This window comes from Pseudotabrizicola sp. (assembly GCF_030656345.1).
Lineage (GTDB): Bacteria > Pseudomonadota > Alphaproteobacteria > Rhodobacterales > Rhodobacteraceae > Pseudotabrizicola.
The window spans coordinates 165,432-189,503 of record NZ_JAUSNR010000015.1 but is presented as its reverse complement, the minus strand read 5'-3'; the positions used below and the strand labels follow the sequence as shown (position 1 = coordinate 189,503).

Sequence of the window (24,072 nt, the reverse complement as noted above, 5' to 3'; positions counted from 1 at the left end):
AATGCTTAATAGGGCCTTAACGACGTTACGGAACCGCGAGAATGCGCGGGGTCGTGATGGGTTTCAAGCCTGCGCCTGCACCAGTTGCGCCAGAAAGAAGCCATCTCCGCCGGTCAGTGGTGTAAAACGGTCCAGGCTGTGTACTTTCCACCCCGGGTGGCGGGCCAGAAAACCGGCAATCCTGTCCTCATTTTCCACCCGCAGCAGCGAACAGGTGGCATAGGCCAGCACCCCGCCGGGCGCGACCATCGGGGCCAGACGGTCCAGAATAGCGTCCTGCACCGCGCCGATCTGCGCCAGACGCTCCGGTGTCAGCGCCCATTTGCCCTGCGGATCGCGTCGCCAGCTGCCCGATCCGGAACAGGGCGCATCGGCAAGGATCAGATCGAACGGGGCCAGCTTTTCGGGTGCCTCGGTCAGCGTGACTCTGGCCCCGGCGCGCGCGGCGCGGGCGGGCAGATCGCGCATCCGGGCGGGGGCGGCATCATGGGCAAACAGCGACAGTTGCGCGCGGGCGGCCATGGCAAGGGTCTTGCCACCGCCCCCGGCGCAATGGTCCAGCACCCGCATCCCGTCACGCAGCGGCAGGGCGGCCACCACGGCCTGCGACGCCGCATCCTGCAGCTCGACAAGGCCCGACAGATAGGGCTGACTGGTCTGGATCTTGCGCGCGCCTGTCGTCACCCTCAGCGCGGTATCGGCAAGGTCATGTGGCTCTGCCGTGATGCCCTCGGCCTGCAGCGCCGTGATGGCTTGCGCTACCGATCCGCGCCGCAGATTGACCCGCAAAAACACCGGTGCCCGCTGGCGCAGGGCCTGTGCAATGCCCGTCAGATCATCGCCCAGCGACTCTGTCAGCTGTGGCAGAAGCCAGTCCGGCAGATCGAGCGCTTCGGCACCTTCCGGCGCGCGCCCCGCCTCCGCCGCCGCCACTGGCGGTGGGGCATGGCCCTCCCCCGTAAACAACGTGGCCGGATCGGTGCCCGCGGCGCGCAGAGCGCCCAGCATCAGCCCCCGCCCGGTTTGGGCCCCACCAAGCGCCGCATAGGACCGGCGGCAGCGCAGCGCGTCATAGACCAGATCGCGTACCGCGTTGCGGTCACCCGATCCGGCAAAGCGGCTGGCCCGGCCCCAGTTGGTCAGCGCCTGTTCGGCGGGGGTGCCGGACAGGATACGGTCCAGCACGTCAATGGCGGCAGAACAGCGCGCGGCAGGGGTCATGATCCGGTCTCGTCCCGCACAGGCTTACCCCACCCGGTAGTTCGGGCTTTCACGGGTGATCTGTACGTCATGCACATGGCTTTCCTTCAGCCCGGCGCCGGTGATGCGGACAAACTCACAATTGGCGCGCATCTCGGCCACGGTGGCGCAGCCGGTATAGCCCATCGCCGCCCGCAAGCCGCCGACCATCTGGTGGATGACCTGCGCGGCCGTGCCCTTGTAGGGCACCTGACCTTCGATGCCTTCGGGCACCAGCTTGTCACTGGCGGCATCCTTCTGGAAATAGCGGTCGGCCGAGCCGCGCGCCATCGCGCCCAAAGACCCCATGCCACGATAGGACTTATACGACCGCCCGTTCCACAAGATCACCTCACCCGGCGACTCGTCGGTGCCCGCGATGGCCGATCCGACCATGGCGCAGGACGCCCCTGCCGCGATGGCCTTGGCGAAATCGCCGGAATATTTGATGCCGCCATCGGCAATGATCGGGATATCTCCCGCCGCCCGCGCCGCATCCATGATCGCGGTCAGCTGCGGTACGCCGACACCCGCGACGATGCGGGTGGTGCAGATAGACCCCGGACCGATGCCGACCTTGACCGCATCGGCGCCCGCGCCAATCAGCGCGCGCGTCGCCTCTGCGGTGGCGACATTGCCCGCCACCACCTGCACGGTGTTCGACAGCCGCTTGATGCGCTCCACCGCGCGCGCCACACCTTCGGAATGGCCGTGTGCGGTGTCGATCACCACCATATCAACCCCGGCGTCGATCAGCGCCTGCGAGCGCTCAAACCCGGCATCGCCCACGGTGCTGGCGGCGGCGACGCGCAGCCGGCCCATCTCATCCTTGCAGGCATTGGGGTTCAGCACCGATTGTTCGGTGTCTTTCAGCGTCAGCAGGCCGGTCAGCTTGCCGGTGCCATCGGTGACCAGCAGCTTTTCGATGCGCCGCGCCTTCATCAGGCTGATCGCCTGTTCGCGGTCGATCGGTTCATGCAGCAGCGCCAGATTGTCCGAAGACATCATCACCGAAACCGGCGTCTTGTCATCGCTGGCAAAGCGCATGTCACGGTTGGTCACGATGCCCAGCACCCGGCCCCGTTCGTCCACCACCGGAAAGCCGGTGATGTTGTAGCGCCCCATCAGGATTTTCGCATCTGCAAGCGTCTGGTCAGGGGTCAGGGTGATCGGCTTGTAGACCACCCCGGATTCGAACCGCTTGACCCGGCGCACTTCGGTCGCCTGCGCCTCAAGGTCCAGATTGCGGTGGATCACGCCGATCCCGCCCGCCTGCGCCATGGCAATCGCCATCCGGCCTTCGGTCACCGTATCCATCGCGCTGGACAAGAGCGGGATGTTCATGCGGATGGATTTTGTGACGAAAGTAGACGTATCCGCTTCAGACGGCAGCACAGATGATGCCGCCGGAACCAGCAGAACGTCGTCAAAAGTAAGGGCCTCGCGAATCTCCATAGGAGCCTCCAAAGGAGTGATCGTTTGGCGGTTCCCTGTTTCACCTCTGCCGCAGGGATGCAAGGGGAAATGCCGCCGCCTGGGACTGGCCGCGACAAGGGGGCTGCCTGCCCCCTTGACCCCCCGGGAGTATTTTTATCAAGATGAAGGCCAGGAGCCTGCCCGGAGTTCATCTTGATAAAAATACTCTCGGGGGAAGGCCGCAGGCCGCGGGGGCGGAAAGCCCCCGGCGACGCTGGCGCAGGGCACTGCCGCTACAGCTCGCGGTACTGCTTTTCCTGCCGGGCGGTCCAGCGCAGGGAAAGCTGCCAGCCGTCATCGGTCTGCGCTTCCTCCTCGATCACGCCCTGCGCATGCAGCCAGGCGTGGCGTTTGCCCTCGCTGAACGGCAATGTGAGCGAGCGTTCGGTTTTCGCCTCGTCAAACACCTGCGACACCCGGTCGAGCAGGGCATCGACGCCCTCTCCGGTCAGGGCCGAGACGGCCAGCACATCGCTGCGTTGCGCGGCTTGTGTCGCCAACGCCTCGCGGGCCGAGCCGCCGACCAGATCCAGCTTGTTCCAGATTTCCAGCATCGGGGTGGCCTTGTTCACGCCAAGCGAGGACAGGATATCCATCACATCGGCCGATTGTTCGGCCGATTCCGGGTGGGCGATGTCGCGGACATGCAGGATCAGATCGGCCGACAGCACCTCTTCCAGCGTGGCGCGGAAGGCGGCGACCAGCTGGGTCGGCAGATCAGAGATAAAGCCCACGGTGTCGGACAGGATGATCTTGCGGCCCGCCCCGCCCTGCGGGGTCGGCAGCACCATGGCGCGCATCGTGGGGTCCAGCGTGGCGAACAGCATGTCCTTGGCCAACACTTCGGCCCCGGTGATGCGATTGAACAGTGTCGATTTGCCGGCGTTGGTGTAGCCCACCAGCGCCACAATCGGGAACGGCACCTTCTTGCGCGCGGCGCGGTGCAGCTCGCGCGTTTTCACCACCTTGGCCAGCTGGCGTTTCAGCCGGATGACCTGTTCGTCGATGGCGCGGCGGTCGGATTCGATCTGCGTCTCGCCCGGACCGCCGACAAAGCCAAAGCCGCCGCGTTGGCGTTCAAGGTGGGTCCAGGCGCGCACCAGCCTTGTGCGCTGGAACGACAGCGCCGCCAGTTCGACCTGCAACACGCCTTCGCGGGTGCGGGCGCGGTCGGCGAAAATCTCCAAAATCAGCCCGGTCCGGTCCAGAAGCTTGACGCCCCATTCCTTTTCCAGATTGCGCTGCTGCACCGGCGACACCGGCCCGTCGACCAGCACAAGCCCGACATCTGCCGCCTTGAAGCGCGCCGCCAGTTCCTCGACCTTGCCCGAGCCGAACAGCATGCCGGGGTGCAGTCGCTGCAGCCGCACCACTTCGGCCCCCACCACCTCCATCTTCGGCAGGGCGGCGGCCAGGCTTACCGCTTCGGCCAACCCGTGTTCGGGCAGCCGGCGCGACGGGCTGGATTTGATATCGGGGTGCAGCACAAAGGCCCGCATCGCGGGGCTTTCGCTTTCATAGGCGTCGATGCCTGTACCCGTGTCGGGCCAGATATCTTCGTCTTCATCATCGTCAGGCAAATCGGAAATCAGTCTTCACCTTCATACAGATTGATCGGCGCGCCCGGCATGATGGTGGAAATCGCATGCTTGTAGACAAGCTGCGACTGACCATCCCGGCGCAAGAGCACGCAAAAATTGTCAAACCAGGTGATCACGCCTTGCAGCTTCACCCCGTTGATCAGGAAAATTGTCACTGGAACTTTTGCCTTGCGGACATGGTTCAGGAAAGCGTCCTGCAAGTTCTGTTTATCACCGGCCATTCTCTTCGTGCCCTTAATGTTGCGCGTTTTACCCGTCCCTCGGCTTATAAGTCTGCCGCTGGCGCATTGCCTGCCAGTATGGGACGCGAATCGCAGAGATTCCAGCCCAAAAAACAGTCCGTTACCGCAGGCCCCGTCAGCGCTGCCAGCTGGACGGGGCAAACAGCGCCAGAAGTGCCAGAGTCTCCAGCCGTCCGACCACCATCACCATCGCCAGAAACACCTTGGCAGTGCCGTCCAGCGCGGCATAGCGGATCGGGGCCGATCCGGCCAGATCGGCCAGCTGGCCGGTGGTGGACAGCGCCGCAAGTGTCAGCACCAGCGCATCTTCGAACGGCAGGTGCATCAGCGACAGAGCGGCGGTGCTGGCCGCGATGGACAGCGCAAACAGCATGAAGAACAGCCATGCGAAATAAGCCCCTTCGCGCCGCAGCCGCCGTGCCTGCGGCCCCTGCCCACCGATCGACGACGGGTGGATCAGCTTTTCCAGCTCGCGTTCGCCATGGCGGAACAGGGAATAGACCCGCAGCAGCTTTACCCCGCCCGCCGTGGTGGCGACCCCGCCGCCGATGATCGCCAGCCCCAGCAGCACAAGGCCGGGGCTGGGCAACCCCGACCAGCTGCGCGCGCCCGCCCATTCGCCGGATTCGTAGCCGGTGGTGGTCAGAAAGCTGACCGCCATGAAAAACGTGCCCCACAGCGCCCGGAAGGCTGACGCCGCATCATCGGTCGCCTCAACCTCTATCGCGCCGATGAAGTGGCGGAAAAACAGCACCGCCGTTGTGGTCGCGACCACGATGGTGGCCAGCCGCACCTCGGGGTCGCGACGCAAAGGCCCCTGCATCGAGGCAAATTGTGTGCCGGGGAAAAACCGCCGGGTGACCGCCAGCATCAGGAACAGCACGATGAGCGCCTCGCCCCAAAGCCCGGTGCGCAACATGCTCAGATCACCGTCCGGACCAATGCCAGAGGTGGAAAGCGTGCCCATGGCGTGGATCAGCGCCAGCAGATTGACCTCACCCGCGATCATCAGCAAGAGCCACAACAGCAGCGTCAGCCCGAAATAGATCGGGAACAACAGCAGCGTATAGCGCAGGAACCGCTGCGACGGGTCGGCCACGCGGGTGATCTGGCTCAGCCCCGCCGCCCCCCGCCCCGGCGCGCGGCCCGACATCACCTCGACCCCGCCCAGATTCATCGGGGCCAGAATCGCGCTGGCGGCCACCAGAATGAACAGACCGCCCAGCCAGCCCACCGTCGCACGCCACAGATGCAGCGACGGGGCCAACCGGCCCGGCGTGTCATAGACCGACGCACCCGTGGTGGTGAAACACGAGACCATCTCAAACCAGGCGTTCAGAAAGCTGGTATCGGGCAGCGCCTGCGTGACCGGCACCGCAAAGATCAGCGGCATCAGCGCATAGGCCCCGACCAGCGATGCCAGCTGGCTGCGCGCCAGATTGCGCGGCTGCCAGCTCGACGTGGCCAGCCAGACCATCGCCGTGACAATCAGCACCAGCATCCCGGAATAGAAAAAGCTTTGTGCCACCCTGTGCATCCCGGTCAGGGTGGCATGCACGGCCGGCAGGAACATCGCCACGCCCGACAGGGCCGACAGGGTCACCAGCAGCGGTGCGGCCAGCAGACGGTCGCGCAGATCCATCAGAAAAAGTCGATGGAGACCTGCAGCAGCCGCTCCACCTCCCGCACGTCAGAGGTCATCGCAAACAGCGCGATGATGTCGCCCGCTTCCAGCCGCAGCTCTGCCGCCGGTTTCACCACCTTGTCGCCCTTCATCACCCCGCCGACCAGCACGCCTTCGGGAAAATCGATCTCGCGGATCATCTTGCCCGCAAGCGAGCTGGTGGACAGGATCTGCGCCTCGATCATCTCGGCCTCGGCATCACCGATGGAATAGACCGCGCGCACCCGCCCGTGGCGGATGTGGCGCAGGATAGAGCTGACGGTGGTGGCGCGCGGGTTGATATAGGCGTCAATGTCCAAGGGCCCCATCATCGGCGCAAGCGTGGGGTCGTTCACCAGCGCAATCGCCATCTGACATCCGGCCTGCTTGGCGCGCACCGCCACCAGCAGGTTGGTCTTGTCGTCATCGGTCACCGCCAGCACCGCATCGGCGCGGTCGATGGCGGCTTCCAGCAGAATATCCATATCCATGCCGTCGCCATGCAGCACGATGGTGCGTTCCAGACTGTCAGCCGCGCGTTCGGCGGTGGCGCGGGATTTCTCGATGATCTTGGCGCGCACCCTGTCACTGCGGGCCTCCAGCGCGCGGGCGACGCCAAGGCCGACATTCCCGCCGCCGATAATCACGATGCGTTCCTGCTTTTTGGCTTTCTTGCCAAAGATTTCCAGCGTGCGGTTCACATCCTCGGAATGGGTGAAGACATAGATCTGGTCGCGGGCAAACAGCTGATCATCGGGGTCGGGCGCGAACAGCCGTCCGTCGCGGCGCACGCCCACCACAATGGCGCGCAGGGTGGAAAACAGATCGTTCAGCTGCCGCAGCGGCGTGTTCAGCACCGGGCAGTCATCATCCAGCGCGATGCCCAGCAGCTGCGCCCGGCCCAGCATGAAACTTTCAGTGTCAAAGGTCGACGGCGCCGCAAGACGTTGCAGCGCGGCCTCGGCAACCTCACGTTCGGGGCTGATCACCACGTCGATCGGCAGATGTTCGCGGCGGTAGAGGTCGGAATAGATCGCATCCAGATAGCTTTGCGCGCGCAGCCGCGCAATCTTGCGCGGGACCGAAAACACCGAATGCGCGACCTGACAGGTGACCATGTTCACCTCGTCGGAATGGGTGGCGGCGATGATCAGATCTGCGTCGCGCGCGCCCGCCCGTTCCAGCACATCGGGGTATGAGGCAAAGCCCGCAATGCCCTGAACATCCAGCGTATCTGTCGCACGCCGCACCAGATCCGGGTTCACATCCACCACAGTCACGTCGTTGCGTTCACCCGACAACTGACGCGCAATCTGCCAGCCAACCTGACCCGCGCCGCAGATGATGACTTTCATGTCAGCCCCTTATGCGATGGCACGAACGGCCTTGGCCCCACCATACGCCCCTTGCATCGCAGAAGGCGGCGGCGGGGTCAATGTCGGGCCAGGGTCTGCGGTGCCGGTTCAGCTGTCATCCTCGTCGTCCATCTCGTCAAAATGCGCGGACCGTCCACCGGATTTTGACGTGGTCACGACGCCCAGCGATTTCAGCTTGCGGTGCAGGGCGCTGCGCTCCATGCCGACAAAATTCGCAGTGCGGCTGATGTTGCCGCCAAAGCGGTTGATCTGGGTCAGCAGGTATTCGCGTTCAAACACCTCGCGCGCCTCGCGCAGCGGCAGGGTTGCCATGGCACCCCCCAGCACCAGACGGCCATTGCCTTCGACCGCAGCCTCCTGCCCCGGCAGCTCTGTCGCCTCGATCGGGCCGGATGCTTCGCCCAAAATCAGCACCCGTTCGATGACATTGCGCAGCTGGCGCACGTTGCCGGGCCAGGCGGTGGTCTGCAACATGGCTTCCGCCTCTTGCGTCAGCTGGCGCTGCGGCAGGCCTTGGGTGCGGTGGAAAAGGTCGATGAAATGGCGGGTCAGCTCGGGAATATCCTCGCGCCGTTCTTCCAGACTGGGCACCGGGATCGGCACCACATTCAGCCGGTCATACAGCTCTTGCCGGAACCGGCCCGATGCGATTTCGACCCGCAGGTCGCGCGTGGTCGAGGACACCACCCGCAGATCGACACGCACCTTGTCGGTGCCGCCCGCGCGGGTGAACTGTTGTTCAGTCAGCACCCGCAGGATTTTCGACTGGGTGCCAAGCGGCATATCCGCCACTTCGTCAAAATAGACCACACCGCCATGCGCCTGTTCCAGCAGGCCCTTTTCGATCCCCCGCTCAGGCGTTTCGCGGCCAAACAGCACCTCTTCCATCCGGTCCGGTTCGACCGTGGCCGAAGACACAGAGATAAACGGTGCCGTCGCCCGGTTGGAATTGGTGTGGATGAAGCGCGCCGCCATTTCCTTGCCGCTGCCCGAAGGCCCGGTCAGCATCACCCGCCCGTTGGATTTCGTCACCTTTTCCAGCTGCGCCTTGAGCGCGCGGAACGCGGGGCTGGACCCCAGCATTTCCGAACTGGTGACCTCACGCCGGCGCAGATCGGCGTTTTCGCGCCGCAACCGACTGGTTTCCATCGCGCGGCTGACCACCACCATCAGCTGATCAATGTTGAAGGGCTTCTCAATAAAGTCGTAAGCACCCTGCTTGATCGCCGCGACCGCGATTTCGATATTGCCATGGCCGGAAATGATGACGACCGGCACATCGGGGTTGTCGCGTTTCACGGTTTTCAGGATGTCGATCCCGTCCATCCGGCTGTCTTTCAGCCAGATATCCAGGATCATCAGACTGGGCGGATCGGCGTTGATCTCGGCCATCGCATCGTCGGAATTTCCTGCCAGACGAATGGTATAGCCTTCGTCCTTCAGAATATCCCCGATCAGTTCGCGAATGTCTTTTTCGTCATCTACGATCAGAATGCTCATCTCAGCCTCCCTGGCCCTGTGCGACCATGTTGTTACGCCCCCGTTTGCGGGTCAGGCGTGGCAGACGGATTTCCGCCATGGCACCCGCGTGGGTATGTCCGTCAAAAACCGGGGCATCCAGCAGGGCCAGAGTGCCGCCATGTTCTTCGATAATCTTCTTCACGATCGGCAGGCCAAGGCCGGTGCCCTTTTCGCGGGTGGTCACGTAAGGTTCAAACAGCCGCGCCCGGTCTGGTGGCAGGCCGGTGCCGTTGTCCATGATGCGGATGGTGACACCATCCTCATCCATCGCCATCTGCACCCGGATCTCGGGCACATGCCCCTGCGGCGCGTCCTTTTCGTGCAGGGTTTCAATGGCTTCGCCGGCGTTCTTGATCAGGTTTGTCAACGCCTGCGTGATCATGGTGGCGTCCAGCTCCATCATCTGCGGTGTGTCGGGGATATCGGACACAAAGCGCACGGATGGCTGCCCGCTTTCCTGCAAGGTCACCGCATCGCGGACCAGACGGGTCAGGTCAGTGTCACGCCGGTCGGGTTCGGGCATGCGGGCGAATTTGGAAAATTCATCAACAATGCGCCGCAAGTCATTGGTCTGCCTGACAATAACGTCAGTGTACTGTTCAAGGTCGGCCGGTTCCCTGACCTGATCGCGGAACTTGCGCTTGATGCGTTCGGCGGACAGGGCAATCGGGGTCAGCGGGTTCTTGATTTCATGCGCGATGCGGCGGGCGACATCACCCCAGGCGGCCATGCGCTGGGCGCTGACCAGTTCGGTCACATCGTCAAACGCCACCACATAGCCTTCCAGCCGTTCGGTATCGCTCCTGCGCACGCTCATCCGGACCAGCAGGCTTTCCAGCTTGCCCTTGCGGGTCAGCCGCACCTCTTCCTGCACCGCGCCCGTATTGCTTTCCCGCAGCCGGTCAAACAGCGGCGCAAATTCCGGCACCGCATCGGCAAGAGAAAGATCATCGCCCGGCTGCGGCATATCGAGCAAGCGTTCACTGGCGCGGTTCACAAAGTCTATCTGCCCGTCAGAGTTCAGCCCGATCACCCCGGCGGTCACGTTGGACAGTACGGAATCGAACAAGCGGCGGCGGCGTTCGGTCTGGCGGTTGTTTTCAATCAGCGCCTCTCGCTGGCCCTTCAGCTGCCGGGTCATCTGGTTGAACAACCGGCCCAGCATGGCGATTTCGTCATCGCCCTTTTCCTCCATGACCTGCACATCCAGATCGCCGCCGCCCACCCGCTGCGCCGCCCCTGCCAGACGGCCCACGGGTTTTGACAGGCGTTCGGCGAACCACAGGCCCATCCAGGTGGCGGCAAGGATCAGTATGATGGCAAAGCCAAGGTAGATCAGGCCGAAGTTGAACAGCACCCGGCCCCGGTCCGCCTCCAGCTGGTTGTACAGCCGCACGGTTTCCTGCGTGGAATCGAGCAGGGACAGCAGCTGGCCATCAACGGTGCGGCTGACGTAGAGATAGCGGTCGACATAGGCTTCCAGCGCCACAATCGCGCGGAATTCATCGTTTTCCCAGTCCTCAATCAGCTGCGGCCCCTGGGTCCGCGCCCGGATCAGCGCGTCGGCGGGGGGCTCTTCGAAATCGAACAGGTAGGACCGCTGGCCACGGGTCAGCAAGGTGCCGCTGCCATCGATCAGAAACGCCTCTTTCAGCCCGCGCTGCACCGCCTCTTGCCCCTGCGACAGCAAGGGGCGCAGCCCGTCATCGGGCAGAAAGAAGGTCGATTGCTTGGCCACGTTCAGATAGGCGGCAAGGCCGGTGGCATCCTCGATCAGGTCATCGCGGCTTTGCCGGTCATAGGCCTGCGCCGCCGCCAGTGAGGTGCCGACGACCGAGCGCACCCGTTCGGAAAACCAGCCCTCCAGCCCGATATTGACGGTCAGAACCGCAAAGACCGCGACCAGAACGGTCGGCACCAGCGCCACCAGCGCAAACACCCCCGACAGGCGCAGGTGCAGGCGTGACCCAGCCGACTGGCTGCGCCGGTCTGATACCAGCTTTGCCACCCGCGCCAGCACCAGCGCGGCCACCACCAGTATATACACAAGGTCGGCCAGCAAAACCAGCCGCAGCGCCGGGCTGTTCGACCCCTGGCTGAACGGCCCCAGCGTCAGAAAGGTAAACACCGCCAGAACCGGGCCCAGAAACACCAGCCCGAAGGTGGTGGCCGTCTGCACCCGACGTTGCCTGCGCAAGCGCGACAGCCGTTCCCAGGCTGCTGATCTCAACGCATGCTGCACTCCGCCAACGCCCCCCGATGCAGGCACGCATTGCGTGCCCATTCCGCCACATCAGCCGCCCATTCCGCCATCGGCGGCAAGGACACGCCTAATGTTGCGGTTTTACATCAGCTTGCGCCTCCGTGTCACGCGGATATCGAGGTCGGTGATCTTCTTACGCAAGGTATTGCGGTTGATCCCCAGCAGATCGGCACATTTGGCCTGATTTCCCGCCGTGGCATCCAGAGCGATTTCGATCAGCGGCATCTCAACCTCGCGCAGAATGCGCTGATAAACCCCTGCCGGGGGCAGATGGCCGCCGTGCAGATCGAAATACCGCTTCAGATGCCGCGCGACAGAGGCGGACAGTTTCTCATTCTCGCCGCCGCCTTTCAGCGGCTCCATCACCGGCTGATTGCCCAGCACCGATTCGACCTCGGCGCGCGTGATTTCCGCCTCGGACGATGTGACCATCAGCCGACGCAGGGTGTTTTCCAGCTGCCGCACATTGCCGGGCCAGGAATAGCCGCGCACCAGATCGCGCGCGTCATTCGACAGGCGGCGGATGGTGCCGGCATCGCGTTCGCCCCGGGTCAGGAAGTGGTCTGCCAGCAGCGGAATGTCATCGACCCGTTCGCGCAAGGACGGCACGTGCAGGGTGACCCCCGACAGGCGGTAATACAGATCCTGCCGGAACGCCCCCGCCTCCATCCGCGCCGACAGATCGACCTGACTGGTGGCCATGATGCGCGGCGCGCCATCGCCCATCAGATCAAGCATCCGCACAATGCGGGCCTGGGTGTCATCGTCGTAATCGGCCACCTCGTCAAACACCAGGCTGCCGCCCTTGGCGCGGGCCAGCAGGGTCGAGGGGCCTTCCATGCCCTGCAGATCACCAGCCTGCGCCACCACAAAGGGCTGGCTGCGGCGGTCGGAGAAATCATGGATCGCGCGGGCGATCAGGCTTTTTCCGGTGCCGGATTCGCCGGTGACCAGCACCGCAAGATCGGTGTTCATCACCCGCGCCACCAGCCGGTACAAAGCCTGCATCGCAGGCGTGCGCCCCACCAGCGGCAGATCGTCGCCCGCCTCGCGCAGCGGCTGCACCGGGAGTTTTGGCGCGCGGCGCTTTTGTTCCAGCGCGCGGGCGGAGCGTTTCATCAGGTCGGGCAGATCGAAGGGTTTGGGCAGGTAATCATAAGCCTCGGCCTCAGCGGCCTGAATGGCGGTCATGATGGTGTTCTGCGCCGAGATCACAATTACCGGCAGGCCGGGGCGCATTTTGCCGATGCGGGGCAGCGCATCCAGCCCGTTGCCATCGGGCATGATCACATCTGATATCACCAGATCGCCCTTGCCCTCTTCGACCCAGCGCATCAGCGTCATCAGGCTGGAGGTGGCGTGCACCTTGCACCCCGCCCGCGTCAGCGCCTGGGTCAGCACGGTGCGGATCGTGCGGTCGTCATCTGCGACCAGAACAGTGCCATCCATCAGTAGCTCTCCATCTTCTTGGGGGCCACGGGAAGCGAGACGCGGAACGCGGTGCGGCCTGGCACCGAGTCGACCTGAACCCAGCCTTCGTGGTCGGAAATGATCTTTGAAACCAGTGCAAGCCCCAGCCCGGTGCCGTTTTCACGGCCCGACACAAAGGGTTCAAAGATATCAGCAGCGAGCTCTGGCGGAATGCCGGGGCCGTCGTCGATGATTTCGATTGTCAGTGGCAGCACTGACGGCGACCCGGTCTTGCGGCGCAGGCGCAAGGACAGGTCGTAAAAGGTGCGCAAGCGGATGGTGCCGGGCTGGCCCTTGCTCGCCTCGGCCGCGTTCTTGATCAGGTTCAGGAACACCTGCATCAGCTGATCCGGATCGGCCAGCGTGGCGGGCAGCGACGGATCGTAATCCTCGACAATCTGCATATGGGCGGCAAAGCCGACCAGTGCCGATTTGCGGGCCCGGTCCAGCGCATCATGGATATTGACCGCGCGCCGGTCCGGCGGGCGCAGATTGCCGAATTGTTCCACCTGTTCCAGCAGTTTGACGATGCGGCGGGTTTCCTCGACGATCAGATCGGTCAGCTCGCGGTCTTCGGCATTGACGTTCATGCTGATCAGCTGTGCCGCGCCAGAGATGCCCGCCAGCGGGTTCTTGATTTCATGCGCCAGCATTTCTGCCATGCCGATGGCGGATTTTGCCGCCGACTTCACGCTCATCGACCGGCCCAGACGGTCGGCAATGTCGCGCGGGCTGATCAGCAGCATCAGAAAGTCGGAATTGTCGTGCATGGGGGCAACCTGCACGTTGCATTGCACCGGGGCACGTTCGCCGGTGGTCACGTCGATATCATTGATGAATATGGTCGACTGGTTGGCGCGGGCGCGCGAAAACGCCTCTTCCATCGGGGCGTCGATCGACAGGCGGTCCAGCACCGGCTGCCCGATCAGCGCGCGGGACGACACGTTCAGGAAAGTCTCTGCCGCCGGGTTCACTTCGGTGATGCGTCCGTCAAGACCCAGAAGCACCGCCGGTATCGGCAGGCTGGCCCAGATCACCCCGGGAACCGGATAGGGCGTGCGGTAAGGGGTGCGCGGCGGGGTCGTCATGCAGCGGCCTGTTCAGGGTCAGCAAAGCTGGCGCGGATCAGGCGGATCACCTGCGCCGGGTCGTCAGAGGTGAGGATCGCGCTGCGGTGGGTCATGGCCCCCGCCTCCTCCAGATACCAGGACAGGTGTTTGCGGGCGGTTTTGATGCCAAGGCTGCGGCCGTAGAACGACAGCTGCGCCTCATAATGCTCAGTCATCAGATCGGCGCGGGCCGGGCCTTGTGGCACCTGCGGCGCCGGGGTGCCGTACAGCGCATGGGCGATTTCGGCCAGACGCCAGGGCGCTCCTTGCGCCCCGCGTCCGACCATCACGCCATCGGCCCCCGAGTGTTGCAACGCGCGGGCGGCGGTATCGGCATCGGTGATATCGCCATTGGCGATCACCGGAATGGTCACCGCCTGTTTGACTGCCCGTATCGCCGCCCAATCGGCACTGCCCTTGTAGAACTGGTTCCGGGTGCGGCCATGGATGGTGATCATGCGGATGCCTGCCGCCTCGGCCCTTGCCGCAATCTCGGGCGCGTTCAGGCTGTCATGATCCCAGCCCAGCCGGGTTTTCAGCGTGACCGGCAGGTTCACGGCGCCGACCACAGCCTCCATCAGCGCGAGCGCAAGATCCGGGTCGCGCATCAGCGCCGAGCCGCAGGCCCCGTTGCCGCCCGCCGCTGTCACCCGTTTGGCGGGGCAACCCATGTTGATGTCGATCACCCGCGCGCCCTGCGCTTCGGCATAGCGCGCGGCTTCGGCCATCCAGTACGGATCGCGCCCGGCGATCTGCACCGAGGTTGCCGCCTCACCAAAGCCCAGCTCGGCCTTGGCGCGGGCAAGCGGTTGCGCGCGCATCACATCTTCGCTGGCAATCATCTCGGACACCACCAGACCGGCCCCGAACCGGGCGACAACCCGGCGGAACGGCAGATCCGTGATGCCAGCCAAAGGGGCCAGCAGCACCGGAGGGTCGATGACAAGCCTGTCGAGCACCAAAGCCAATTGCACAATCCTTATGCGCCTGAGGTGGAGGTAATCCTGTTTAGCGGGGATAACAAAGGCAGAGGGGCAATAAAACGGTTGAAAAACATGCAGTGCACGTTTTTTAATCAAAACGGGATGAATTCTACGCACGTTGCGCAACTCTTCCCCCTGATTTAAGCACATGGGGCAAAGAGGTACCCATGACCACAGCCGCCATCATCGTCGCCGCAGGCCGGGGCACCCGCGCCGGGGGCGATCTGCCCAAACAATGGCAGGATCTGTCCGGAAAACCCGTGCTGGCCCATACCATCGCCGCCTTTGCCGGACAGGTCGACCGGGTGATTCTGGTCATCCACCCGCAAGACCGCGACCGCGCGGCGGGCTTTGGCCTGCAGGTGGTGGAGGGCGGGGCAACCCGCGCTGAGTCGGTAAGAAACGCGCTGGACTGGCTGGCGGGGCAAGGCGTGACCAAGGTGCTGATCCATGATGGTGCCCGACCACTGGTGTCGGCCACCGTGATCGCGGCGGTGCTGCGGGCGCTGGATGAGGCCCCGGGCGCGGCCCCTGCCCTGCAGGTGACCGATGCGCTGTGGCGCGGGGCCGATGGCAACGTCACCGGCACCGCCCCGCGCGACGGGCTGTGGCGGGCACAGACGCCGCAAGGCTTTCGCTTTGAGGCGATTCTGGCCGCACACCGCGCCCACCCCGGCGGGGCGGCGGATGATGTCGAGGTGGCGCGCTGGGCAGGTCATCGCGTTACCATCGTGCAGGGCGATGAAGACAATATGAAACTGACCTATCCGCAGGATTTCATCCGCGCAGAAAGGCTTCTCAGGGGGCGGGACATGGATATCAGATTGGGCAACGGCTATGACGTTCATGCCTTTACGCCGGGCGATCACGTCTGGCTGTGCGGGGTCAAAGTGGCGCATGACAAGGCGCTGCTGGGCCATTCCGACGCCGATGTCGGAATGCACGCGCTGACCGATGCGATCTATGGCGCGCTGGCCGAGGGCGATATCGGCGTGCACTTCCCGCCGAGTGATCCGCAGTGGAAAGGGGCGGCCAGCCACATATTCCTGCGCCATGCCATGAGCCGGGTCGCGGCGCGCGGCTATACACTCGCCAATTGCGATGTGACACTGGTCTGCGAACGGCCCAAAATCGGGCCACATCAGGCGGCAATGCGCAGCGCGCTGGCGGGTATCATGGGGGTCGATATGGACAGGATCAGCGTCAAGGCCACAACCTCGGAACGGCTGGGCTTCACCGGGCGCGAAGAGGGCATCGCCGCACTCGCCACCTGCGCGCTGGTGCGGGCATGAACGCCAAAGGGATCCGGGCAATTACAACCTTTGGCTATGTCGGCCTGCTGCGACCTGCGCCGGGGACATGGGGGTCTGCCGTGGCCGTCGCTTTGGGGCTGGCCATTGACCATCTGCTGGGGTTTCCGGCGCTGGTGCTGGCCACGGTTGCGGTGACGGCGCTCGGTTTCTGGGCCTGCCAGCAGGCGCTGCGCGACCGGCCCGGCGCCGACCCTTCGGAAATTGTGATCGACGAGGTGGCGGGCCAGTGGATCGCCCTGCTGTTCCCCGCCGCCGCCTTCTGGTCGCGGGGGATGGAGGGTTGGTGGCTGGCGGCTTATCCCGGCTGGGTGGCGGCCTTTCTGTTCTTCCGCCTGTTCGACATCTGGAAGCCCTGGATCATCGGTCGCGCCGACCGGCGCGGCGATCCGGCGGGGGTGATGCTGGATGATCTGTGGGCCGGGGTCTTCGCCGGGGTTGCGGTGCTGGTCGCGGCGGGCGTGGCGCATGGGGTGCTGATGTGAGCGGCGCGGAACAGGTTCTGGCGTTGGCGCGGGCAAAGGGCCTGCGGATTGCCACCGCAGAAAGCTGCACCGGCGGGCTGATTGCCGGCGCGCTGACCGAAGTGGCGGGTTCATCGGACGTGTTCGACCGTGGCTTTGTCACCTATTCCAACGCCGCCAAGACCGAAATGCTGGGGGTACAGGCGCAGAGCCTGACCGGTTTCGGCGCGGTGAGTGAAGAGGTGGCGCGCGAGATGGCACAAGGCGCGCTGCTGCGCGCGAGGGTGGGGCTGGCGGTGTCTGTCACCGGCATTGCCGGGCCGGGCGGGTCGGAGTTCAAGCCCGAAGGGCGGGTGTGCTTTGGTCTGGCCCATGCCGGGCAAGCCGTGATCACCGAAACGGTGGAGTTTGGTGCCATTGGCCGCGCACAGGTGCGGCAGGCCACGGTGGCCCATGCGCTGGTGCTGCTGGAACGGGCGTTGCGGCAGGGGTGACCTGAACCCTCTTCCGCCCTGACGGGCATCATCGCCGGGCAGCGACAAGCGCCCGCAGGGAGCGTGGAGCGGCTACTCGACGGCGGGCAGTTTTTTGAGGTAAGCCGCCACCGCAGCACGGTCGCTTTCGGGCAGCAGCGCCATGTTCTCGATCACCGCTACCATATGGCCGCCCGCCGAATCGTAGTCGGGTGTGAAGCCGCTGGTCAGGTATTGCACGATCTCGCCCTCGCTCCAGTCCAGTTTCGCCGGGGTGATGTTGGGAATGGTGCCCCGCCCCGACGGATTGGGTGCGCCCGCCATCCAGCGGCTGGTGTCCAGCCCGCCAAGCGCGTTGCGCGGGGTGTGGCATTCGCCGCAATGGGCCATCGCCTCGGCAATGTAGCGGCCGCGCGTCTCCGCCTCGGTCAGATCGCCCTGCAGCACGAAATCCCGGTCCGTGTTCAGGACTTTCCAGCCGCCGACCAGACGGCGGATGCTGAAGGGAAAGCCCACCTGATGCGGCTGACTGGGGGTGGCATCTGCCGGAAGGGTCTGCAGAAAGGCGTAGAGATCCACCACATCCTGCGGCTGCATCCGGGCATAGGACCAGTAGGGCAAGGCCGGATAGTAATGCGCCCCACCCGGCGAGATGCCGCGCTGGATGGCATTGGCCAGATCCGGCAGCGACCAGTTGCCGATGCCCTGCGCCGGGTCGGTGCTGATGTTGGGGGCAAGGAACGTGCCGAAATCGGAAGGAAAGGCCTGCCCCCCGGCCAGCACCAGCTTTGCCTCACCCACCGCGCCCGGAGCCGCGTGGCACGAGGCGCAGCCGGTGGCGTGAAACACCGAACCGCCCCGCACCGCATCGCCGGTCAGCCCGGCGAAATGATCCGCAGGCAGCGGGTCTGGCCGTGTGACGGACCAGAACACCCCGGCCCCCAGCACAGCCGCGACAAGCATAAACAGAAACAGGCGGCGCATGGGCACTCCTTTGGGTCGCGGCATCAGGCAAAGGCTAGCGCATTCTGCGCGGCCAGGGCATCACCTTTCTGGCAAGCCGGTCAGGGCCTGACCTTCTGCACCGTCAATGCCTCGGGCCAGCCCCAGAAATATTCGACGCCGAAGATCAAAAAACAGACCAGCACCACGCCCACCACCAGCTTGACCCGCGCCGGCGACGGCGGGTTGCGCACCCAGCGCGCCATACGCATCAGCCAGACCGGGTTCACGGCGCATCATCCGTAAAGCGCACCTTGCCGATAAAGGGCAGGTTGCGGTTGCGTTGGGCAAAGTCGATGCCATAGCCCACGACAAATTCATCGGGGATCTCAAATCCGGTCCAGTCCGCCTTGACCGCCACCTCGCGCCGCGTGGGTTTGTCGAGCAGCGCACAGACCTTCAGCCGCGCCGGTTCGCGGGCCTTGAGCAGGTGGATGACATGGCTGAGCGTGAAGCCGGTGTCGACGATATCTTCCACCAACAGCACATCGCGCCCGGCAATTTCGCCACGCAAGTCCTTGAGAATGCGGACTTCGCGGGACGAGTGCATCGAGTCGCCATAGCTTGACGCCTCAAGAAAATCGACCTCGACCGGCAGGTCCAGTTCGCGTACGAGGTCAGCGATGAACACGAAAGACCCGCGCAACAGCCCCACCACCACCAGCTTGTCGGTGCCCGAAAAATGCGTGGTGATGTCGCGGGCCAGCGCCTCGACCCGGGCGGCGATGGATTTGGCACTGATCATCTGATCGATCACATAAGGTCGTTGCGTCATGGCGTCCCCTTGATTTCTGTGCGCTTTCTACCCAAAAGCACGGAACAAGTCACGGATACTGCGATGCCAACCCATTCCGAAACCCGCTTTCTGCCCTATAGCGCGCAACAGATGTATGATCTGGTGGCCGATGTCGGGTCTTATCCCCAGTTCCTGCCCTGGAATTCCGCCGCCCGCATCCGGTCGCGCGCGCAGGCGCCCGACGGGTCCGAGGTGATGGAGGCCGATCTGGTGATCAGCTTCAAGGTGTTCCGCGAACGCTTTGGCAGCCGCGTGGTGCTGTGGCCGCAGGAAAAGCGGATCGAGACCGAATATCTGGACGGCCCGTTCCGGCACATGCGGTCGACATGGAAGTTCCGGGACGCGGAGGGCGGCTGCGAGGTCGATTTCTTTGTCGATTTCGAGTTCCGCAATGCGATCCTGCAAGGGATCATCGGGGTGGTGTTCAACGAGGCGATGCTGCGGATCGTGCGCGCCTTTGAGCGCCGCGCGGCAGACTTGTACGGGCGGCGCTGAGACCTGCGTTGATCTGATAGAGCGCCTGCGGCGCATTGTTTTTGTCTCGTCGCACGCCAAGGGGCGTGTCTCCTCGGGGCAAATGCCTCCGGCGGGAGTATTTGGAAAAGCTGCAAAGCCAAAGAGCCGGGGGTGGTGATCAGCCCCGGCCGAGTTTTGTCAGACGCGCAGCGCGCAGTTGCGCGAAATCGTCGCCCGCGTGATAGGAAGAGCGGGTGAGCGGGGTGGCAGAGACCATCAGAAAGCCTTTGCCATAGGCCGCGGTCTCATAGCTTTTGAACTCATCGGGGGTGACGAAGCGGTCTACCCGGTGGTGTTTCGGGGTGGGCTGCAGGTATTGGCCGATGGTCAGAAAATCGATATCGGCGCTGCGCATGTCATCCATCACCTGCAGCACACCGGCGCGGTCTTCGCCCAGACCGACCATGATGCCGGATTTGGTGAACAGCGTCGGGTCCAGCTCCTTGACCCTTTGCAGCAGGCGCAGCGAGTGGAAATAGCGCGCGCCGGGGCGCACCTCCAGATACAGGCCGGGCACGGTTTCCAGATTGTGGTTGAACACATCGGGCCGCGCTTCGACCACACGCTCCAACGCCGAAGGGGCGCATTTCAGGAAATCCGGGGTCAGGATTTCAATCGTGGTGCCGGGTGCACGGTGGCGGATGGCGCGGATGGTCTGAGCAAAATGCTCGGCCCCGCCGTCATCCAGATCGTCGCGGTCCACGCTGGTGATCACCACATGGTTCAGCCCCAGTTCGGCCACCGCATGGGCCACCCGGCCGGGTTCAAACGCATCAAGCGTTTGCGGCTTGCCGGTGGCGACGTTGCAGAAGGTGCAGCCACGGGTGCAGATCTCGCCCATGATCATCATGGTGGCGTGGCCCTGTGACCAGCATTCGCCCACGTTGGGGCAGCCCGCCTCTTCGCAGACGGTGACCAGCTTCTTTTCCTTGAGGATGTCGCGGGTGCGCTTGTAACCCTCAGAGGTGGGGGCGCGCACGCGGATCCAGTCAGGCTTTTTGGGCTGCGCATTGTCGGCACGATGCGCCTTTTCCGGGTGCCGCTGGTCGGGAATGGTCAGATCGCGCAAGGGGGCCTCCACAATGCATGCTGACACCTGTCTAGCCCGATCCCGCCCCGCACACAACCGGCGCTGCGGGCACAAGGGGTTGCGCGCAGCGCATGGCAGGCCGGGGCCGGGGCAAGGCCCCTGCCCCGGCCAGTCCTGTGGGGTCAGCCGATGTATTGGCTCTGCGCGCAGGTGTCTTCCTCATAATGCCGGCGCAGGCGTTGCAACGCGATCCGCAGCACGATCTTGCCGGACCGGGCGGCCCAGCCCATCCGCTTTTCCGCCGTCTCGATGCCTTCGAGAAAGCAGCACACCCGCAGCGCCACATCGCCCAGACCGGGGCCAAGATCGCGCAATGCTGCCGCCACCCGGTCGCGGGCGCGGGTCGGGCCTTCGCCATGCCCAGCATCGGGGCGGAAGCCGCCGCGGTCGCCGGGGGTCAGGAAACGCTCCCAGTTCTGCGCCACGCGCGGACCCATCTGCGCCAGCTCGAAATCTTCGCGCAGCCGTTCAGCGGCGCGGATCAGATCGTTTTCCAGAAACGGCCGGCCATCCTTGTCGCGCCGCCGCCCCAGGGCCGCCAGCGGGCTTTCGGCAAGGTTATAGCGGATGCGGCGTGACGCCCCGCCCTCTTCGATCTGGCGGTCATCCCAGATCCGGTGCTGGGCGGCAAAGGGCATGGCGGCCTCGGCCATGCCGCTGTGCTGGGCCTGCCGGGCCAGATCGCTCTCGTCGATCATCCGCTTGAGGGCGGCCCGGCCTGCCGTTGTGATCTCATAGGTGGTGACCCGGCCCTTCTTGCGGCAGGCGATCCAGTCTTTCAGCGCAAAGGCCTGTGCGATGGCGCGGTCGACCACCCCGGTGCGGGCCTGCTGCCCGTCGGGAAATTCGCGCAGCACGACGGCTTTGTTCAGGTCGGGGGCGATGGCCAGAACCGCCCCCGGTTCTGCCATCCGGCGCAGAATGCGGCGGCCCTCGCGGGACAGGGTGGCTTCGTCGAGGTTCAGCGATCGGGGGGCAACAGACGCGGTCATGGCAGGATCCTCCTCATTGTCTGGGGCCATCGACCTGTCGCCCAGAAGGGCAAGGGCTTCGTCCACCAGCGGATCCTCACGGCGGGCTTCGCAGCGCCGGATCTGGCGCATCACCGTAGAGGCATGCGCCCCCTGACGACGGGCCAGTTCGCGGAACGGCACGCCGACCCCGGTATGGTCGAGATACAGCCGGACGTCATTGGGCAGCCATGCGGGCAGGGTAAAGTCAGCGGACAGGTTCGATGTCATCTTCGTTTCCGATGCCGCCGTGCGGTTTCCTGGCCATTTCATGGTTAATTCAACCTGAACGGAACGGGTTACGCATTGGTTAATGGAACGGGTGGATTTCGGCGGACCTGTGGATATTTGATGAATAAAGTGAAGTGATTTCAAACCGACCGCGCGGTTATCCACATAAAATGCAACGCTAAGTTGTGTGAATTAGGCTGTCCCGGAAGCAAGAAGGAGCCTGCCCATGACTGATGTCCGCACCCGCCTTGCCGACCTGCGCCGCCCATCCCTGTTGATGCGCGCGGCAAGGTTCGGCCAGTCAGATTACCGGCGCGACCGCGACCTGAAACGACTGGTGGACCTGCCCGCCTCGTATGAGGCGGCGGTGTGTCAGTTGCTGTCGCAGGAAGACCGGCTGGAGGAAACCCGGCAGCGCGGCGATGCCGGCTATTCGCTCACCCGGCATATCGAGGTGCTGATTGCGCTTCTGGCCGAATCCCGGCTGGTGCTGCCCCGCACCTGAGCGAGTGTTCAGCGGCCCGCCCAAAGGGGCAGGCCGCTGACCGGGTCAGATGAAGGCGTCCGGCATGGACGCCTTTTTCTGTGCCACATAGGCGTCCAGCGCCTCACGGATACCGGGGTCAAGCACGGGCTGCTGGTAATCCGACAGCTGCTTTTTCACCCGTTCCGCCGCAAGCGCCTGTGTGTCGCGCGCCCCCTCTTCGGCCCAGGTCTCGAAGGGTTTGTAGTCAAACACATCCGACCGCCAGAATGCCGATTTGAAATTGGCCTGCGTGTGTTCGCAGCCCAGAAAATGCCCGCCAGGCCCCACTTCGCGCAAAGCCTCCATCGCCTGCCCGTTGGTGTCCATCATCACGCCCTGCGCCAGATGGTGCAGCGTGCCCAGCTGATCGGCGTCCATGACGAATTTCTCATAAGAGCTGACCAGCCCGCCTTCGAGCCAGCCACAGGCGTGCAGCATGAAGTTGACGCCCGCCAGCAGGGCCATGTTCAGGCTGTTCGCGGTTTCATAGGCCGCCTGCGCATCGGGCAGTTTTGACCCGCAGAAGCTCCCGCCCGAACGGTAGGGCAGGTTCAGCCGCCGCGCCAGCTGGCCCGCGCCATAAGTGATATGCGCGGCCTCAGGCGTGCCAAAGGTCGGCGCGCCGGAGTTCATGTCGATACTGGTCACAAAGGCGCCAAAGATCACCGGCGCACCGGGGCGCACCAGCTGACTGTAGGCCACCCCGGCCAGAACCTCGGCCAGAACCTGCGTCAGCGTGCCCGCCACCGTGACCGGCGCCATCGCCCCGCCCACGATGAACGGGCTGATGATCGACGCCTGACCCGCCTTTGCAAACACCTCCAGCGCGCCCATCATGATGCCGTCAAAGGTCAGCGGGCTGTTGATGTTGATGAGGCTGGTCATCACCGTGTTCTGGTCGACGAAATCCGACCCGAACAGGATCTTCGACATCTCGACCGAATCGACCGCCCGGCTGGGCTCGGTGACTGATCCCATATAGGGCTTGTCCGACAGGGTCATATGCGCGTGCAGCATATCCAGATGGCGCTTGTTCACCGGCACATCGGTGGGTTCGCACACCGTGCCGCCCGAATGGTGCAGCCATTTCGACATATAGCCCAGCTTCACGAAGTTCTGGAAATCATTGATGGTGGCATAGCGCCGCCCGCCTTCGATGTCGCGCACGAAGGGCGGACCATAGACCGGGGCCAGCACCAGATTGCGCCCACCGATATCCACGTTGCGCGCCGGGTTGCGGGCGTGCTGGGTGAAACTGGACGGGGCCGTCGCGCACAGCTTGCGCGCCAGACCGCGCGGAATGCGCACCCGTTCGCCCTGCACATCTGCGCCAGCCGCCTTCCACAACGCCAGGGCATCGGGGTTTTCCACGAAATTGACGCCGATCTCTTCCAGAACCGTATCGGCATTCCATTCGATGATCTCCAGCGCCTCGGCGTTCAGGATCTCGAAATTCGGGATGTTGCGCTGGATGAACTTTGCGGTCTCCAAAGACACCGCCGTGCGCTCTGCCCGCCGGGCCGATCCGCCGCCGCCGCGCAAACGGCGCCCTTCAACCGCAACATCGCTCATATCCGACCCTCCAAAGCCTGCTTGTCGCCCTTATGCCGCCAAAGCCGGCTGACCCAAACCCTGTTTCCGTCGCTTGTGGCCCAAAAACGACATGCCCCCGGCCTGCCCTCCCGTCGATCCGCCTTCATCTTGACCCAAA

At 64.4% G+C, this 24,072-nt stretch carries 22 protein-coding genes; 5 read left to right on the top strand and 17 right to left on the bottom strand.

All coding sequences use genetic code 11. The annotated features are described in order from the left end of the window. Positions 1-63 precede the first annotated feature (63 nt). The 11 genes from Q7J44_RS08870 to dusB form a co-directional block, all read right to left on the bottom strand. The gene (locus Q7J44_RS08870) at positions 64-1,221 is read right to left on the bottom strand and encodes an RsmB/NOP family class I SAM-dependent RNA methyltransferase (RefSeq protein ID WP_304878994.1); all 1,158 of its coding nucleotides are present in this window, start codon (positions 1,219-1,221) and stop codon (positions 64-66) included. Positions 1,222-1,245: 24 nt separating this feature from the next. Beyond that, entirely contained in the window at positions 1,246-2,694 is a 1,449-nt protein-coding gene (gene guaB / locus Q7J44_RS08865; RefSeq protein WP_304878992.1) for an IMP dehydrogenase, read from the bottom strand. A 254-nt stretch (positions 2,695-2,948) separates the two neighbouring features. Further along, entirely contained in the window at positions 2,949-4,214 is a 1,266-nt protein-coding gene (gene hflX / locus Q7J44_RS08860) for a GTPase HflX (RefSeq protein WP_304879347.1), read from the bottom strand. Positions 4,215-4,303: 89 nt separating this feature from the next. Further along, the gene (gene hfq / locus Q7J44_RS08855; protein ID WP_023664101.1) at positions 4,304-4,537 is read right to left on the bottom strand and encodes an RNA chaperone Hfq; all 234 of its coding nucleotides are present in this window, start codon (positions 4,535-4,537) and stop codon (positions 4,304-4,306) included. A 136-nt stretch (positions 4,538-4,673) separates the two neighbouring features. Beyond that, a complete protein-coding gene (locus tag Q7J44_RS08850; RefSeq protein ID WP_304878990.1) occupies positions 4,674-6,200 on the bottom strand; it encodes a TrkH family potassium uptake protein in 1,527 nt (508 codons plus the stop codon). Then, positions 6,200-7,576, bottom strand: coding sequence for a Trk system potassium transporter TrkA (gene trkA, locus Q7J44_RS08845; protein ID WP_304878988.1), 1,377 nt, complete (start codon positions 7,574-7,576; stop codon positions 6,200-6,202). Before trkA ends, Q7J44_RS08850 begins: the two co-directional genes overlap by 1 nt. A 108-nt stretch (positions 7,577-7,684) precedes the next feature. Further along, a complete protein-coding gene (locus Q7J44_RS08840) occupies positions 7,685-9,097 on the bottom strand; it encodes a sigma-54 dependent transcriptional regulator (protein ID WP_304878986.1) in 1,413 nt (470 codons plus the stop codon). 1 nt (position 9,098) lies between these two features. Continuing rightward, positions 9,099-11,360 carry an ATP-binding protein gene (locus Q7J44_RS08835; RefSeq protein WP_370692975.1) on the bottom strand — a complete coding sequence of 754 codons (2,262 nt, stop codon included), beginning with the start codon at positions 11,358-11,360 and terminating at the stop codon, positions 9,099-9,101. A 102-nt stretch (positions 11,361-11,462) separates the two neighbouring features. After that, a complete protein-coding gene (locus Q7J44_RS08830; RefSeq protein ID WP_304878982.1) occupies positions 11,463-12,830 on the bottom strand; it encodes a response regulator in 1,368 nt (455 codons plus the stop codon). Continuing rightward, positions 12,830-13,939: a nitrogen regulation protein NR(II) gene (locus Q7J44_RS08825; protein ID WP_304878980.1), complete on the bottom strand. Its 1,110-nt coding sequence runs from the start codon at positions 13,937-13,939 to the stop codon at positions 12,830-12,832. The genes Q7J44_RS08830 and Q7J44_RS08825 overlap by 1 nt, the downstream gene beginning before the upstream one ends. Continuing rightward, positions 13,936-14,928, bottom strand: a complete 993-nt coding sequence (gene dusB, locus Q7J44_RS08820; RefSeq protein WP_304878978.1) for a tRNA dihydrouridine synthase DusB — start codon at positions 14,926-14,928, stop codon at positions 13,936-13,938. The genes Q7J44_RS08825 and dusB overlap by 4 nt, the downstream gene beginning before the upstream one ends. 182 nt (positions 14,929-15,110) lie before the next feature. Between dusB and Q7J44_RS08815 the strand changes: the two genes are divergently transcribed. The 3 genes from Q7J44_RS08815 to Q7J44_RS08805 are packed head-to-tail and all read left to right on the top strand — an operon-like array spanning position 15,111 to position 17,211. Then, positions 15,111-16,235, top strand: a complete 1,125-nt coding sequence (locus tag Q7J44_RS08815) for a bifunctional 2-C-methyl-D-erythritol 4-phosphate cytidylyltransferase/2-C-methyl-D-erythritol 2,4-cyclodiphosphate synthase (RefSeq protein ID WP_304878976.1) — start codon at positions 15,111-15,113, stop codon at positions 16,233-16,235. Beyond that, positions 16,232-16,738, top strand: coding sequence for a phosphatidylglycerophosphatase A (locus Q7J44_RS08810; RefSeq protein ID WP_304878975.1), 507 nt, complete (start codon positions 16,232-16,234; stop codon positions 16,736-16,738). The genes Q7J44_RS08815 and Q7J44_RS08810 overlap by 4 nt, the downstream gene beginning before the upstream one ends. Then, on the top strand, positions 16,735-17,211 hold the full coding sequence (locus Q7J44_RS08805) for a CinA family protein (RefSeq protein WP_304878973.1): 477 nt from the start codon (positions 16,735-16,737) through the stop codon (positions 17,209-17,211). The genes Q7J44_RS08810 and Q7J44_RS08805 overlap by 4 nt, the downstream gene beginning before the upstream one ends. 72 nt (positions 17,212-17,283) lie before the next feature. On the opposite strand, the gene Q7J44_RS08800 is transcribed toward Q7J44_RS08805, so the two are convergent. The 3 genes from Q7J44_RS08800 to hpt all read right to left on the bottom strand — a co-directional run bounded on the left by Q7J44_RS08800 (position 17,284) and on the right by hpt (position 18,967). Next, positions 17,284-18,174 (bottom strand): cytochrome c, encoded by an 891-nt coding sequence (locus Q7J44_RS08800; RefSeq protein ID WP_304878972.1) that lies wholly within the window; start codon positions 18,172-18,174, stop codon positions 17,284-17,286. 80 nt (positions 18,175-18,254) lie between these two features. Beyond that, positions 18,255-18,422 (bottom strand): hypothetical protein, encoded by a 168-nt coding sequence (locus Q7J44_RS08795; protein WP_304878970.1) that lies wholly within the window; start codon positions 18,420-18,422, stop codon positions 18,255-18,257. Then, the gene (hpt, locus tag Q7J44_RS08790) at positions 18,419-18,967 is read right to left on the bottom strand and encodes a hypoxanthine phosphoribosyltransferase (RefSeq protein WP_304878968.1); all 549 of its coding nucleotides are present in this window, start codon (positions 18,965-18,967) and stop codon (positions 18,419-18,421) included. The genes Q7J44_RS08795 and hpt overlap by 4 nt, the downstream gene beginning before the upstream one ends. A gap of 63 nt (positions 18,968-19,030) precedes the next feature. Between hpt and Q7J44_RS08785 the strand changes: the two genes are divergently transcribed. Continuing rightward, a complete protein-coding gene (locus Q7J44_RS08785) occupies positions 19,031-19,483 on the top strand; it encodes a type II toxin-antitoxin system RatA family toxin (protein ID WP_304878966.1) in 453 nt (150 codons plus the stop codon). Between the two features lie 139 nt (positions 19,484-19,622). On the opposite strand, the gene lipA is transcribed toward Q7J44_RS08785, so the two are convergent. Together lipA and Q7J44_RS08775 are read right to left on the bottom strand one after the other, a co-directional pair. Then, positions 19,623-20,573, bottom strand: a complete 951-nt coding sequence (gene lipA / locus Q7J44_RS08780; protein ID WP_370692974.1) for a lipoyl synthase — start codon at positions 20,571-20,573, stop codon at positions 19,623-19,625. A gap of 143 nt (positions 20,574-20,716) precedes the next feature. Beyond that, positions 20,717-21,835, bottom strand: coding sequence for a DUF6456 domain-containing protein (locus Q7J44_RS08775; RefSeq protein ID WP_304878964.1), 1,119 nt, complete (start codon positions 21,833-21,835; stop codon positions 20,717-20,719). A 226-nt stretch (positions 21,836-22,061) separates the two neighbouring features. Here Q7J44_RS08775 and Q7J44_RS08770 point away from each other — a divergent pair, with 226 nt between their 5' ends. Then, complete coding sequence (locus Q7J44_RS08770) at positions 22,062-22,340, top strand: DUF6477 family protein (protein ID WP_304878962.1); 279 nt, start codon at positions 22,062-22,064, stop codon at positions 22,338-22,340. A 45-nt stretch (positions 22,341-22,385) separates the two neighbouring features. Here the strand turns inward: Q7J44_RS08770 and Q7J44_RS08765 are convergent, their stop codons facing one another. Beyond that, complete coding sequence (locus Q7J44_RS08765) at positions 22,386-23,933, bottom strand: trimethylamine methyltransferase family protein (protein ID WP_304878960.1); 1,548 nt, start codon at positions 23,931-23,933, stop codon at positions 22,386-22,388. Positions 23,934-24,072: the final 139 nt, after the last annotated feature.

What these genes read in the sequence shown, in the direction of transcription:
- Q7J44_RS08870 (WP_304878994.1), bottom strand. Translation starts at nt 1,221, where the DNA reads ATGACCCCTGCCGCGCGCTGTTCTGCCGCCATTGACGTGCTGGACCGT.
- guaB (WP_304878992.1), bottom strand. Translation starts at nt 2,694, where the DNA reads ATGGAGATTCGCGAGGCCCTTACTTTTGACGACGTTCTGCTGGTTCCG.
- hflX (WP_304879347.1), bottom strand. Translation starts at nt 4,214, where the DNA reads ATGCGGGCCTTTGTGCTGCACCCCGATATCAAATCCAGCCCGTCGCGC.
- hfq (WP_023664101.1), bottom strand. Translation starts at nt 4,537, where the DNA reads ATGGCCGGTGATAAACAGAACTTGCAGGACGCTTTCCTGAACCATGTC.
- Q7J44_RS08850 (WP_304878990.1), bottom strand. Translation starts at nt 6,200, where the DNA reads ATGGATCTGCGCGACCGTCTGCTGGCCGCACCGCTGCTGGTGACCCTG.
- trkA (WP_304878988.1), bottom strand. Translation starts at nt 7,576, where the DNA reads ATGAAAGTCATCATCTGCGGCGCGGGTCAGGTTGGCTGGCAGATTGCG.
- Q7J44_RS08840 (WP_304878986.1), bottom strand. Translation starts at nt 9,097, where the DNA reads ATGAGCATTCTGATCGTAGATGACGAAAAAGACATTCGCGAACTGATC.
- Q7J44_RS08830 (WP_304878982.1), bottom strand. Translation starts at nt 12,830, where the DNA reads ATGGATGGCACTGTTCTGGTCGCAGATGACGACCGCACGATCCGCACC.
- Q7J44_RS08825 (WP_304878980.1), bottom strand. Translation starts at nt 13,939, where the DNA reads ATGACGACCCCGCCGCGCACCCCTTACCGCACGCCCTATCCGGTTCCC.
- Q7J44_RS08815 (WP_304878976.1), top strand. Translation starts at nt 15,111, where the DNA reads ATGACCACAGCCGCCATCATCGTCGCCGCAGGCCGGGGCACCCGCGCC.
- Q7J44_RS08810 (WP_304878975.1), top strand. Translation starts at nt 16,232, where the DNA reads ATGAACGCCAAAGGGATCCGGGCAATTACAACCTTTGGCTATGTCGGC.
- Q7J44_RS08800 (WP_304878972.1), bottom strand. Translation starts at nt 18,174, where the DNA reads ATGCGCCGCCTGTTTCTGTTTATGCTTGTCGCGGCTGTGCTGGGGGCC.
- hpt (WP_304878968.1), bottom strand. Translation starts at nt 18,967, where the DNA reads ATGACGCAACGACCTTATGTGATCGATCAGATGATCAGTGCCAAATCC.
- Q7J44_RS08785 (WP_304878966.1), top strand. Translation starts at nt 19,031, where the DNA reads ATGCCAACCCATTCCGAAACCCGCTTTCTGCCCTATAGCGCGCAACAG.
- Q7J44_RS08775 (WP_304878964.1), bottom strand. Translation starts at nt 21,835, where the DNA reads ATGACATCGAACCTGTCCGCTGACTTTACCCTGCCCGCATGGCTGCCC.
- Q7J44_RS08770 (WP_304878962.1), top strand. Translation starts at nt 22,062, where the DNA reads ATGACTGATGTCCGCACCCGCCTTGCCGACCTGCGCCGCCCATCCCTG.
- Q7J44_RS08765 (WP_304878960.1), bottom strand. Translation starts at nt 23,933, where the DNA reads ATGAGCGATGTTGCGGTTGAAGGGCGCCGTTTGCGCGGCGGCGGCGGA.